The 13,509-nt window shown below is 57.8% G+C and carries 11 protein-coding genes; 5 read left to right on the top strand and 6 right to left on the bottom strand.

Annotation, left to right across the window (positions count from 1 at the left end; all coding sequences use genetic code 11):
* Positions 1-45: 45 nt before the first annotated feature.
* The 6 genes from G491_RS0114420 to G491_RS36550 are packed head-to-tail and all read right to left on the bottom strand — an operon-like array spanning position 46 to position 4,909.
* Positions 46-525 (bottom strand): Zn-ribbon domain-containing OB-fold protein, encoded by a 480-nt coding sequence (locus G491_RS0114420; protein ID WP_028315094.1) that lies wholly within the window; start codon positions 523-525, stop codon positions 46-48.
* A 22-nt stretch (positions 526-547) separates the two neighbouring features.
* Positions 548-1,708, bottom strand: coding sequence for a thiolase C-terminal domain-containing protein (locus tag G491_RS0114425; protein WP_028315095.1), 1,161 nt, complete (start codon positions 1,706-1,708; stop codon positions 548-550).
* A gap of 10 nt (positions 1,709-1,718) precedes the next feature.
* Positions 1,719-2,861, bottom strand: coding sequence for a thiolase family protein (locus G491_RS0114430; RefSeq protein ID WP_028315096.1), 1,143 nt, complete (start codon positions 2,859-2,861; stop codon positions 1,719-1,721).
* Between the two features lie 21 nt (positions 2,862-2,882).
* The gene (locus tag G491_RS0114435) at positions 2,883-3,344 is read right to left on the bottom strand and encodes a Zn-ribbon domain-containing OB-fold protein (RefSeq protein ID WP_028315097.1); all 462 of its coding nucleotides are present in this window, start codon (positions 3,342-3,344) and stop codon (positions 2,883-2,885) included.
* A 22-nt stretch (positions 3,345-3,366) separates the two neighbouring features.
* Entirely contained in the window at positions 3,367-4,590 is a 1,224-nt protein-coding gene (locus tag G491_RS0114440; protein ID WP_028315098.1) for a thiolase family protein, read from the bottom strand.
* Positions 4,591-4,636: 46 nt separating this feature from the next.
* Positions 4,637-4,909 (bottom strand): AMP-binding enzyme, encoded by a 273-nt coding sequence (locus G491_RS36550; RefSeq protein WP_282705989.1) that lies wholly within the window; start codon positions 4,907-4,909, stop codon positions 4,637-4,639.
* 475 nt (positions 4,910-5,384) lie between these two features.
* Between G491_RS36550 and G491_RS33980 the strand changes: the two genes are divergently transcribed.
* From G491_RS33980 to G491_RS30905, 5 genes are all read left to right on the top strand, one after another.
* A complete protein-coding gene (locus G491_RS33980; RefSeq protein WP_051327272.1) occupies positions 5,385-8,144 on the top strand; it encodes a sigma-54-dependent Fis family transcriptional regulator in 2,760 nt (919 codons plus the stop codon).
* Between the two features lie 385 nt (positions 8,145-8,529).
* A complete protein-coding gene (locus tag G491_RS0114465) occupies positions 8,530-9,177 on the top strand; it encodes a hypothetical protein (RefSeq protein ID WP_028315099.1) in 648 nt (215 codons plus the stop codon).
* 2 nt (positions 9,178-9,179) lie between these two features.
* Positions 9,180-10,649 carry an FAD-binding oxidoreductase gene (locus tag G491_RS0114470; protein ID WP_028315100.1) on the top strand — a complete coding sequence of 490 codons (1,470 nt, stop codon included), beginning with the start codon at positions 9,180-9,182 and terminating at the stop codon, positions 10,647-10,649.
* 5 nt (positions 10,650-10,654) lie between these two features.
* Positions 10,655-11,941 carry a (Fe-S)-binding protein gene (locus G491_RS0114475; protein WP_028315101.1) on the top strand — a complete coding sequence of 429 codons (1,287 nt, stop codon included), beginning with the start codon at positions 10,655-10,657 and terminating at the stop codon, positions 11,939-11,941.
* A 4-nt stretch (positions 11,942-11,945) separates the two neighbouring features.
* Positions 11,946-13,502 (top strand): FAD-binding oxidoreductase, encoded by a 1,557-nt coding sequence (locus G491_RS30905; RefSeq protein ID WP_051327273.1) that lies wholly within the window; start codon positions 11,946-11,948, stop codon positions 13,500-13,502.
* Positions 13,503-13,509 lie beyond the last annotated feature (7 nt).

The raw sequence follows: 13,509 nt of genomic DNA on the forward strand, positions 1-13,509 counted from the left end.
CGCCTGGCGAGGTTGATGAAAATAGCCGCCTCCCCTGCTTCGCCTTTAGCTGATGATATCAAAATGTATGATATCGGTAATATGTCCCTGCATTTCTTCTTTGGGCTTGAACACGGCTTTGAGCCTCATGCCCACTTCAATTTTGCTGACGTCGGTTTCGTTGATGATGTGAGAAAAGATATTGTCCGCGCCGTCCATCTGAATGTATCCGTAGGTGTAGGGAACAGGGCGCTGTCCGCCTGTGTTGGGGTCGATGAACGGGTAGTTCACCACGGAAAAGGCCCGCAAGGTCCCGGTGTCGGACAGGGGCACGAGTTCGTCCATTTCCGTGTAGCAGGGTCCGCAGACCCGCCTGGGCGGCACGTAGACCTTTTTGCATTGGGGACAGCGAATTCCCACAAACCGCTGATTCTCCCGAATTTCCTGGAAAAACATGCTGCCATGCAGACCGATGGACCAATCATAGGGCATGGCTTTATCCAATGCAACCGTGAGCAATTTGTCGTAATCTCTTTCAGTTGTCATGAAAGATTCCTCCTTGCAATCCTCAAGAGCGTTCAGCGCCTAAAATCATCACGTCGGACCAGAAGCATCCGCCGAAGCCTGTTGCCAGGGCCTTGTTGACCTTGGGGAGCTGGCGTTTTCCGCCTTTTCCCATTACCTGGATGGAGGCTTCGGCCACCCTGAGCAGGGCCGTGGCGCCGATGCAGTTTGTGCTGATCACGCCGCCTGAGGGGTTGACCGGGATCATTCCGTCCATGTTTGTGTTTCCGTCCCGGACGAATTTGGCGCCTTCGCCGCGGCCGCAGAAATTAAGGTCTTCAATCCATTTGATGCCGGCGTAGGTGTATGGCAGATAAAGCTCGGCCACGTCCAGCTCCTCGGCCGGATTGCTTATGCCCGCTTTTTTGTAAGCTTCCTGGGAAGCGCGCGCCAAAGAGACCAGCCCGGCGTCATAGTCCGTGGAATCCCCGAACCAGCTATAGGTGTGCCGCACGGCAGTCGCGTGCACCCAGGCGGGTTGTTTGGCCAGCCTTTGGGCTTCTCCGTCCGCGGCGAAAACCACGGCGCAGGCGCCGTCGGTCCTGGGGCAGACGTCCAGAAGTTTGATGGGATGGGCCAGCATGGGGGAGGACATGACGTCCTCCAGGGTGATGGGCCGCTGCAAGTGGGCGTGAGGGTTGTTAAGGGCGTTGTTGCGGTCCCTCACGGCCACGCGGGCAGCGTCTTCCTGGGTGGCGCCGTACTGCTTCATATAGGCCGTGGCTTCGGTGGCCAGGCTGGGAATGGCGCCGGAATAGGAGAAGCGGTCCCAAATGGGGTCGCTGCACGTGATGATGGCGCCCGTGGTGTCGCTTTCGGAGTTTTTCTCCCACCCTATGGCGAGCACCCGGTCGAACATGCCCGAGGCCACGTGGTAATAGGCTGCGATGGCCACGGAGGCGCCTGTGGTTCCGCCCGTGGTGACCTTCATAATGGGCTTCATGAACCCGCCGGAGCCTTCGATGCTCCAGTTGTCCACATAATTGATTGATTCGAAATGGTCCATATTGCCAATGACAATGGCGTCGATGTCCCTGATGGTGATGCCGCAGTCCTCCAGGGCTCTATCGACGGCCTCGCGGATCATTTCCTGTCCTGTTACGTCCGGCCTGTGACTTTTATGATCGGTCTGGCCGGTTCCGACGATTGCAACTTTTTGGGCCATGGTTAACCTCTTATTTTTGGTTGCCGAGAATCCACACGCAATGGGCCTGGCCGCATGCACCGTTGATTCCGTGGGCCAAGGCTGTTTTAGCGTTTTCCACCTGCCGCTGTCCTGCTTCGCCTCTCAGCTGAAGCACGGACTCGATGATGCGGGCCAATCCTGCGACCAGCATGGCGTGGGAGGATAAAACGCCGCCCGAGGGGTTGACGGGCAGGCCGCCGGACATGGCGGTGACGCCCTGATCCAGGAGCCTTGCTCCTTTTCCCGCCTCGCAGAACCCCATGCCTTCGAGCCACATGGGCTCCATGTAGCTGAACGCGTCGTACAGCTCCACCAGGTCGATGGATTTCAAGGGATCGGAGATTCCGGCCATGGTGTAAGCCTTTTTCGAGGCGGCGGCCAAGGATTGGGGAACGGCGAGATCGCGGTCGCCCAGGAGATAGGCGTCCGAGCAATGAGCCATTCCGCGCACCCAGACGGGCTTTGTTTTGGCCTTTTTTACATGGGACTCATTGGCAATGATTATGGCTGCGGCGCCGTCGCTGACCGGGCTGCAATCCAGCTTTTTCAGCGGATCCGCCAGCTTTTCCGAGTTCATGACGTCGTCCACGGTCACGTCCAACTGAAGATGGGCGAAAGGATTGTTTTTTCCGTTTGCGTGATTCTTGACGGAAACCCTGGCGAAGTCTTCTTCCGTCAGCCCGTAGCGGTCCATGTACATGCGGGCCTGAAGCGCGCTGGAGCTGATGGATTCCAGGCCCAAAAGGCGCTGGTAGATGGGGTCGAACATTCCGTTGGTGATGAACCGGACATCCCCTTCGCTGCCTTTGGCGTGGGTCACCACCAGGGTGGTTCCGAATCCGCCCAGGGTTCTCATGGCGCCGTAAAGGGCGCCGAAGGTTCCGTCGCCTTCCACGGTGGAGATGTTTTTGTCGTGCGCGCCGGCTGCGTCGCCCACGGCCATGGAGGAAATGGTCCGGCCGTCAATAAAGTCGTTGGAGACGGTCACTACATTATCCACGTCCCCCAGGGTCAGGCCGGCGTCTTCCATGGCTGCGCGGGTTACGTCAAAGACCAGGTCCGCACAGGTTTTATCTTTTTTTCTTTTGGCGTATTTTGTCTGTGCAACGCCAACGATGGCTATGTTGTCCATTGTATCCTCCGCAAACCGGAATCAGATGATCTCAAAACCGTCAATATCCAGGATATGCCCCTTTCTTTCGGATTTCTCCTTGAAGCAGGCGCGCACCCGGACTCCTTTTTCCAGTTTATCCAAATCCTTTTTGATCAAATGCACCAGGCTCACATCCGCTCCGTCCAGTTGGATCATGGCGTATGCGAACGGGACCTCCACAGGCTGCAGAGGGTGTGAAAACCGGACGACGGTGTAGGACTGAACGGTTCCCTCGTTGCTCAGTTGGACCCATTCCCCCGTGTCCGTAAAGCATTGCGCGCATGTCCTGCGGGGAGGAACATAGACTGTGCCGCAGCTGTTGCAGCGGCATCCCATAATGGTTTCCTTGTCGCGAAGCCCCATGAGAAACAGGCTTCCTGTCTCGCCCGCCCACCATGTGTAAGGCACGGCGATTTGCCCTTTAAAAGTCAGAGGCTCTACTTGCTCCAGCCATTTTTCCATGCTGATTATCCTCCAATGGTTTCTATACCGATAACATCAAGGCTTCCCCCTGGGAGAGTCCGCCGCAAATGGCGGCTGCGCCCAGGCCCCCGCCCCTGCGCATCAACTCGTACATGAGCGTCATGGTTATTCTTGCGCCGCTGGCGCCCACGGGATGGCCGATGGCTATGGCGCCGCCGTTGACGTTGGTTTTTGCCTGCAGTTCGGCGAACTTGTCCATGTTGTCCTGGGCCAGCATTTTCAGGCTGACCAGGGTGACGGCGGCGAAGGCCTCGTTGATTTCGATCAGGTCCAGGTCGTCCACGGACCGGCCCGTCTTTTCCAGCATGGCCTGGATGGCCTGAGCGGGCACGCAGGCCATGTACTTGGGCGATCCTGCGGCGGACTGGCAGGCCTCGATTTTCGCCAAGGGCTTCAGGCCCAGGGATTCGGCTCTTTTGCGCCGCATGATGACAATGGCCGAAGCGCCGGAGTTCAGGCCCGGAGCGTTGCCGGCCGTGACCGTGGGGCTGCCGTAAACCGGCCTGAGCTTGGCCATTTTGGCCGGGTCGATGTTGTTCCTGGGAGACTCGTCCTTGTCCATGACAATGGGATCGCCTCTTTTTTGGGGGACCGAAACGCTCATCAATTCTTCGCCCATTTTGAACTTGCCCTCGTCAAAGGCCCGGAACCACCGTGCGTGGCTTTGAAGCGCCCACTCATCCTGGAGCTCGCGCGAGACGCCGTACTCCAGGGCCACCTCGCCGGCGTCCGCCGCTACGGGGGCGAAGCCTTTGCGGCCGTATCCCAGTTCGAACAGCACGTCTTCCAGCTCAATGGGGCCGAGACGGGCGCCCCAGCGGGCTTTTTCCGCTCTGGCTATCAAGGGGGTGTTGCCCATGTTTTCCGCTCCGCTAGCGATAATCACGTCCGCCTCCCCGGCCTTGATGGCCCGGAGCCCCATGCGCAAAGCGGTCATGGATGAGCAGCACGCCCTATCAATGGTCAGGGAAATGGAGCTTTCCGGAAACCCGGCCAGCAGGCTGATTTGCCGGGCGGGCACGTTGGTGTAAATGGCGTACTCGGCCGGAATGCAGGTCCCGTAATAGATTTCGTCCACTTCTTTGGGGTCCAGACCAATTCGGTCCACGACCTCCCTGAGCGCCAAGGCCCCCAGCTCGATGCTGTCCGTGCTTTTCAACAATCCGTCAAACTTGCCGAAAGGCGTTCTTACGGCGCTGACGATCACCACATCATCCTGGTTCATGTTGCGTCCTCCAACAAAGGGCGGCCCCTCCGCCGCCCAGGCTGAATCACTGCATTATTTGCCTTTCCAGGACCCTTTTCCGGACTTTGCCGGTGGGGGTCATGGGCAGGGCTTCCACAAAGGTTACTGCTTTGGGCAATTTATATCTGGCTATTTTGCCGTCGCAGAATTGCAATACCAATTTTTCGGTCAGTTCCTGCTCGTTGGGCACGATGACGGCCATGGGAACTTCGCCCCATTTTTCGTCGGGCTTCCTCCGGTCCTGAAAAGTCAGAATTGCTTGTAAAGCCGTTACTGGCAGGTTGCTATTGGGAAACAAAAACGGAAGCGCAGATATTATCGTTCAAATTCGAACTAATATTGAATAATATTCATAACCCTGTCAAGCGATTTTTATTGGGCCTTGAGATGTCTCATACAGCAAATTCCCTGCTTAGGCATATATAGCAGGTCTTTTCGCGGATAAAACTTTTTCGCCGCTTGCGTCTTTAGGGATAAAACCGAATATCTCCGTTTGCTGATTCATGAATATCATTCGAGAATGGCCCTGTTCAGACAGAAACTCCTTTCCCGGCCCCAAGACCCTCCCTCCCCGTCCCCTGGAACGGGAAAATTCCTTAAAAAAACCATACTATGCCTTGACCCGGGGGCGCGCTCGTGCTTTGAATAAACGCAATCGACAAGGCGCCTTAGGGAGGGGGACCCCAAAGGCGCCCGCCAGCCGGATTCCCGACATGCAACAACATGGACTCTGCCAGGCTCCTCTCGGCCTTGTAACTGCAAGGGGCTTATATATGGTTTCTCTCGAAGGTTTCGACGGATTGGAAAAAACCGGTGAAGGGCCTGTATTCACCCTGTACCATGGGGTGCGCACGGCCGACGGCAAGCCGGCGGTCATCAAGCATATTCCTCCGGGCAAGCTCTCCCCTTCCGAGGCGGCCCATATAAATGATGAATACGAGCGCATCAGCGGCATGCGTTCGGAGCACGCGGTTCCGCTTTTGGAGTTCAAGCGCCTGCCGGGTCCTGACGGAGACGGCTTTTTGTTCGCGTTCGAGCGTCTGCAGGGAACGCCTCTGCTGGATTTTTTTAAGAGCCTTCCTTTTAATTTGGCCGTCTTTCTGGATAAGGCCCTGGATCTGGTGCAGGGGGTGAGCGACATGCACCGGGCCGGATTCACCCACAAGGAGCTGCGGCCCGCCGCCGTCATGGCGGAGGCACGGACCAACAGGGTCGTTATCTGCGAGTATCCGTTCTCCTGCCTGCTCAGCCGGGAGGACTTCCGGATATTTTCCCGGGACATCCTGGATCTCCGCATGCCCTACGCGGCGCCCGAGCAGTTCGGGGGGCGCATGAACCGCTGGATCGACTACCGGTCCGACTATTACAGCCTGGGCGCCCTGTTTTACGAAATTTTGGGCGGCGCCCCGCCTTTTCAATACGACGACCCCGTGAGGATGGTGCTGGCCCATGGATATGAAGAGCCGGTTTATCTGGGCGATGTGAACTCTTCCGTTCCCGAGGCGCTTTGCCGGATCGTCATGAAGCTGCTGGAGAAAAAGCCCGGAGACCGTTACCAGAGCGGGGACGGCCTCATGCACGATTTGGGGATCTGTCAGTCTCAGCTCCAGGAAAAGGGCGAGATCCAGCCCTTTGCGTTGGGAAAGAAGGACAAGCCCGAGGATTTCGGGTTCAGCCAGCCGGGCTTCGGCCGGGACGAGGAGGCCAGGGAGCACTTAAGCCATTGGGAGGCTGCGCCCAAGGCCAGGGACGTGGAAGAAGCCCGGGCGGCCATGCTGGAGTTGTATCAGAAGTATCAAACCCATGTGGAGAACACCGGGGAGATTATCTGGACCACGGACATGAACCTGACGCCCACCTATATCAGTCCTTCCAGCGAGCGGATACTGGGCTACACCCCCGAGGAGCTGTTTCTGCATTACAACCCGGCCCTTTTGACCCAGGATTCGGTGGAGCGGCTTTTGGAGGTGCGCAACGAGCGCACGGAGAACCCGGAGGATTTTTTCCGGCCTTTTTCCATAGATTTTGAAATCATACACAAAAACGGCTCCATCCGCCTTTGCGAAACCCAGGTGAGTTTTTTACAGGACGAGCAAGGGGCGCCGTCGGGCATCATCGGCATATCCCGGGACGTGACGGATCAGCGCAGCGCGGAAAAGGCGCTGCAGGAAAAGGAAGCCCAGTTGACCGCCATTGTAGGCGCTTTTGAGGGCTTCATTTATATAGCCTCCCCGGATTACACCCTGCACTACCTCAACGACCGCATGATGGCATGGATCGGCCGGGACGCCTCTGGGGAAACCTGCCACCAGGCCATCCACAACCGGGCGACGCCCTGCCCCTGGTGCGCCATGGGGCGGGTTACCAAAGGCGAGACCGTGCGTTCGGAAACGCAGTTCGGAAAAGACCTTCGCTGGTATTATTCCCTCAACTCCCCCGCGCGCCAGGCCTCCGGGGGCGTCTTCCAGCAATCCATTTTAATGGACGTGACCGAGCGCAAACGCCGGGAGCAGGCCCTGCAGGAAACGGAAAAGACCCTGCGCCAGGAAAACCTGCGCCTTAAATCCTCCATGCGGGAGCGCTATAAATTCGGCGACATCGTGGGCAAAAGCCTGCCCATGCAGAATGTGTACGAGCTGATTTTAAAAGCCTCGGAGTCCGACGCCAACGTGATTATTTACGGGGAGTCCGGCACCGGCAAGGAGTTGGCCGCCCGGGCCATCCACGCCATGAGCGCCCGGAGCAAGGGGCGTTTCGTGGCCGTCAACTGCGGCGCCATCCCCGGGCAGATCATGGAAAGCGAGTTTTTCGGGTATAAAAAAGGCGCTTTCACCGGCGCCTATGCAGACAAAGCCGGATACCTGGAGCAAGCCCGGGGCGGAACCCTGTTCCTGGACGAAATCGGCGAGATCGATCTGAATTTGCAGGTAAAGCTGCTGCGGGTGATCGAAGGCCGGGGCTTCACCCCCGTGGGCGGGGGCGAGGAAAAAGACACGGACATCCGCATCATCGCCGCCACCAACCGGGACTTGGCCGCCTCTGTAAAAAAAGGCCTGATCCGGGAGGATTTTTACTATCGGATTCACATCATCCCCATCCATCTGCCGCCCTTGCGCCGCCGCAAGGAGGACATCCTGCTTTTGATCGACCACTTCCTGCGGGAGTTCGGCGGGGACAGCCTGGCTTCCCCCCTGCCCGGGCACGTGATGGAAGCGCTGTTAAACCACCATTGGCCCGGCAACGTGCGGGAACTGCAGAACGTTCTCCAGCGCTACGTCACCTTGAAAAAGCTGGACCTCTCCGGCCTGTCCCATGACAAGGACCAGGGAGGGCGCGCTCCTCAGCCTCCCGCTGAAATCGCCCTCCGGGGAGAGGAGGCCTGGAACCTGTTCAAGGCTGCGGCCGGGTTTGAAAGGCAGTTTATCAGCCAGGCTTTGGAGCGGGAGAAGTGGCGCAAGGGCCGGACCGCCGATTTGTTGGGGATCAGCCGGCGGACTTTGTTTAAGAAGATGAAGGATCTTGGGATTGATTAGGCCTATTTTGGGCATGATTTTTCCCAAAGCAAATATGTCCTTGTTTATCAGCCTGTTTTGTCTGATCTCTCCTTGTTTTTGGGAACGATCCTTCCCAAGTTTTTGGCGCCCGCCGGATCTGACACATTCCGCCTTCCCTGGGGCTTATAAAAAATTTTTAACCATGCGTTCAAATCGGTTCATTTTTCCCAATGCCTGTATAATGACTCAAATAAGTAATAGTTTCTCCTCTTTAAATTCGATCCCATAGTAGCAAAACCTCCTTGACTCCACTCGGGTTCATCCGCTTCCCGTCCGCACTTACGCCGACCCTGATCCTTGGCACAGGAATTGCCTATAGTTCCGGCAACGCACATCTTTTTCATGCAAATAACGGGGGAGGATTATGGCAATCGGCGACATTCCCAGGCTTCCTGACAAGGACCTGAAGCGGGTGGAACAACTAGTAAAAAAAGTAAAAAGCGGCGAGACGCCTCCGTTGGAGGTTTTGGAGAAAAGCCTGACCGTTTTGGGCCGTTTTAAGCTGGACAGGTCAGGTTTTGAAATCAAGGACCGTTTTAAAATCGGCCGAGAGGACCTGGAAACCCTTTTTGGCGCGGCGGCCATGTCCATGAAGGCGTCTTCCGGCAAAAAAGGAGGATCGGCGCCCAAAAAGAAGCAAAGCCTATGCATCGACCTTAAGGAGTTGGGCCGGTTTAAGGTGCAGCCGGGCTTTCCTCCCAAGGCCGTCCCCATAAGCAAAGAGGAGATCGAGCAGACCGACGGCCCGGTCATTGAATTGGATCTGGATCTTATTCCTTATTTATTCCAGGGTTTTGAGGGCATGCTGTACTTGAGCGGAGAGCGGCTTGTCACCGTAAGGGGCGGCAAAAAGGCGCCCTCCGGGAATAAGAGCGACGGCTGGCAGGCGGGGGTTAATAAACTTAATTCCGTCTTGCCCCTCATGTCTTTCTCCACCAGAAAATTCCTCGGCCAATTGGGCAAGCCCCTGACGGCCTTTTGCGACGAAGTCCTGACCAAATGCGGAGTATGAATATGAGTGTTGAAAGCAGGCTTGCCAAGATTGTTGGAAAAAACCGGGTGTCCGGCGACCCCGGCGAACTGGATGCTTTTTCCCTGGATCATTCCTATGTGGGGAAAAAGGCGCCGGCCTTGATTGTGAGGCCGGAAAATCCTGACGAAGTGCAGGATATTGTCAAGCTGGCCAATGAAATGGATTTGTCCCTGGTTCCCGTCAGCTCCGGCGCGCCCCGGTTTCGGGGGGACAGCGTGCCCTCGGTTGACGGCGCCGTGATAGTGGATCTGTCCCAGATGAACAAGATCATGTGGATCAACCGGCGCAACCGGGTGGCTTTGGTGGAGCCGGGGGTGACCTTTGGCGAGCTTCAGGCCGAACTGGACAAGCACGGCCTGCGGGCCATGTTTCCTTTGGCGCCCAAAAGCTCCAAGTCGGTGATCGGCGCCTATATGGAAAGGGAGCCCTTTACGGTTCCGCGTTACGCCTGGGACCTGGGGGACCCGGTGGCCGGCGCTGAATTCGTCCTGGGGGACGGCAACACCATGCGCACCGGCGGGGCCGCGGGCCCGGCCGCCACCTTGGAGGCCCAGCGCGCCACGGGCGGCGCCCAAAAGCTGCCCATGTCTCCCATTAGCATGGATTTCAGGCGGATCGCCCAGGGCTCTTCCGGCTCCTTTGGGGTCTGCAACTGGATTTCCCTGCGTTGCGAGCTGCTCCCCGAGCACGAGCAGGTTTTTTTCGGCGAGGCGGATTCTCCCGCGCCGCTGATGGAGGCGGCCAGGCGCTTTTTAAACCTGCGTCTGGCGGACGACTTGTATGTGGTCAACCGCTTGACCTTCGCCAGCCTGCTGAAGACGGAGGCGGACAAGATCGAGGCCCTTAAGGAAAAGCTGCCTCCTTATGTATTGGTCGCCAGCGTCGCCGGATTCGGAGATCTGGCAAAAGATCAATTCAATTACAAGGCCGCCGACCTGAAAGACGAAGCCAAAAAGCTGGAATTGCCCCTGTCCTCCCGAATCGGGGGCGTGACCGGCGCCGCCTACCTATCGCAAGTAGTGCGGAAATGCTCGGCCGAGCCCTATTGGAAGCTGCGCGCTCAGGGCGACTGCCGGGAGCTTTTTTTCCTGGCGCCTCCCAACAAGGCGGCCGGATACGTGGAGCAAGCCCTGGCTTTGGCCCAAAAAGGCGGGTTCAACCCGGACGACGTGGGGGTTTACCTGCAGATGGCGGTTCACGGGGCCGTCTGCCACTGCGGGCTGGATTATTTCGTCAGCCCGGAAAAGGCGGAGGCGCTTAAGCCTCTGTTCATGGAGACGAGCAAGGCCTTGTTTGAAAACGGAGCGTATTTTTCAAGGCCTTACGGCCCCTGGAGCGGCCTGGTTTATCCCAGGTACGAAACCTTCGTCAAATACGCAAACAAGCTCAAGGCCGTCTTTGACCCCAAAGGCGTCATGAACCCCGGAAAGCTGTGTTTCAAGGAGAACTAAAGCCCATGGCTCTGATCGATTATCATTATGAAATGTCCCATTGCCACCGATGCTCATATTGCAAGTTCATCCCCTTTCAATTGATCAAAAGCAAGCGGTTTTCCTATTTGTGCCCTTCCATTTCCCTGCGGAACTTCCATTCCTTTTCCGCGGGAGGCAGGGCGGCGCTGGGGCTGGCCGTGGTGGAAGGCAGGCTGGACGAATACACGGAGATGATGAAGCAGATCGTCTTTGAATGCACCATGTGCGGCGCCTGCCAGGTGCAGTGCCGCACCTTCAACTTCAACCTGAATCCCATCGAAGTCATGCAGGCCTTGCGGACCCACGTTGTGGAGCAGGGCGAAATGATGCCCGAGCATATGTTTGTGATCGAAGGGTTGAAGCGCGAGGACAACGTTTTCGGCGAGCCCAAAAAGCACCGGGGCGACTGGGCCGAAGGCTTGGGCCTCAAGGACATCAGCCGGGAAAAGGTGGACGTCCTGCTGCATGTGGGCTGCCGCATGTCCTTTGACGACGAATTTTGGCCGATCCTGAAAATGGCCGTGGAAATCATGAAAAACGCCGGCCTGAGCGTGGGCATCGCCGGAGCCGAGGAATCCTGCTGCGGAGGCCGGGCTCTGGAAATGGGCTTTGAAGGCGTGTTTCAAAATTTCGCCGAAGCCATGGCCGGCCGGGTGAAAGCCTCGGGCGCCAAGCAGGTGGTCACCCTGTGCGCGGATTGCTTCGGAACCTTTAACGAGCATTACCCGGCCCACGGCTGGGGCCTGGATGCCGAAGTGGTTCACATCACCCAGTTTATCAGCAACCTCATTTCTGAAGGCAAGCTCACGCTGAAAAACCAGGTTCCCATGGCCGTGACCTATCACGACCCCTGCCACCTGGGCAGGCGGGGCGAGCCCGGCGTGCAATGGAAGGGCGAATATCAGCGCCTTGGGCCGCATCTTTTCGGCCCTGTGCCGGAAAAGCCCATTCGCCTGGGCCAGAACGGGTGCTATGACGCGCCCCGGGAAATCCTGGAAGCCATCCCCGGCGTGGAACTGACGGAAATGGAAAGAACCCGGGAATACAGCTGGTGCTGCGGCGCGGGCGGCGGGGTTTTGGAGGCTTTCGAGGAAATGGCCGAGGCCACCGCCTCCGAGCGAATTCAGGAAGCCGAGGCCACCGGAGCAAAAGCCCTGGTCACGGCCTGCCCCTGGTGCGAGCGCAATTTCAAGGACACGCTGGAAAGCACAGGCGGCGATATGAAGATATACGACATCGTGGAACTGGTTCACCAAGCCATTGGAGGATAAAGTTTTGGCAATCCCATTGGAAGCAAAAAAAGCTCTCGAAGAGGCCCTGGGCGCGGAAAACATTTCAGACGACCCGGGCGTCATAGAAACTTACTCCCATATGAACGGCTTGGGCTCGGCGGCCTCGGGCTATTGGTGGGCGCGTCCCGCGGCCGTGGCTCTTCCCGGAAGCACGGAAGAGGTGCAGAAGGTCGTGAAAATCTGCAACGAATTCGGGCTTAGATTCAAGGCGCATTCCACGGGGTGGATCTGTTGCGCTTTGGCCACGTCGAAAAACTGCGTGCTTCTGGACATGCGCCGCATGGACGGCCTGGAGTTTGTGGAGCCGGAAGGCTACGTCATCACCGAACCCTACGCCACCGCGGGCGAAACCCAGGTGGAGGCCATGAAGCTCGGCTACACCCCTCACCTTGTGGGGGCGGGCCCCAACGCCTCCAACCTGGCCAGCGCCACCAGCATGCAGGGCACGGGCGGAAACTCGGTGAGGACCTCCATGAACGAGCGCAACCCCCTGGCCATTGAGTGGGTGCTGCCCTCGGGGGAGATTCTGCGTCTCGGATCGGTGGACACACCCAATGCAGGTTGGTTTTGCGGGGACGGCCCCGGGCCCAGCCTGCGGGGCATGATGCGCGGCGCCGTGGGAAACATCGGCGGCAACGGGGTGTTTACAAAGATCGCCCTCAAACTCTATCCCTGGTACGGACCTCCTTACGAATGCGAAGGCCATCCTCCCTTTTTCAAGACCAAGGAAATGCCTCTCAGCTTCGTGCGCTACGTGTCCTGGGACGACCGGGATCAGGAATGCGACGCCTTGTATAGGCTGGGCGAGACGGAAATCCTGGACTATACCAACCGCTGGTCCGCCTCCGCTCTCATGAGCTCTTTGGCGACCACCAACCAGGAATACCGGGAAATGAAGGAAAAAGGCGATTTGCACAAGGTCTTCCCCAACGGATATTGGACCTTCTTTTTCAACGCCGCCTCCCAACGACAGTACGACTATAACGTCAAGGTGTTCGAACACATCATCAAAGATACCGGCGGAGTTATCGTGGATCCCAAGGATCTGGGCGACCCGGCTTATGAAGTGGCGGTTCAGAACGCGGTGCGGTCTCAGTGGATCGCAAAGTCCGCATACATGCCCACGGGCGCCAACACGGGCGTGCCGCCCCTGACCTACGAAACCATTGACCAATGCATGAAGTTCGCCCTGGACGAAACCATTGACGTGAAAAAAGAATGGATCGCCACAAACAGGGTTTATAACGACGGCGAGGACAACGCCTACGCCTGCCTGGATGAAAACGGCCACTTTCTTCACGTGGAGCACGCCTGCCATGCGGATTACGCTGAGCCGGACGCGGAGGCTCTGGGCATCATCTTCAAAGGATACGGCAGGGCCTTGGAGAAAAATCTGGGCGCCGCCTATATGTCCATGCCCGCGGGCTGGGCCAAGCGGAAGGAATACTCCAATTACATGGTTGCGATTCAACGCATGATCGACCCCAACCGGACGGCGGACTCCATGCTGACCAACCTGGCGGAACTCACGGGGGCTTAAGGTTTCT

The organism is Desulfatibacillum aliphaticivorans DSM 15576 (assembly GCF_000429905.1).
In the GTDB taxonomy this organism is placed as follows: Bacteria; Desulfobacterota; Desulfobacteria; order Desulfobacterales; family Desulfatibacillaceae; genus Desulfatibacillum; species Desulfatibacillum aliphaticivorans.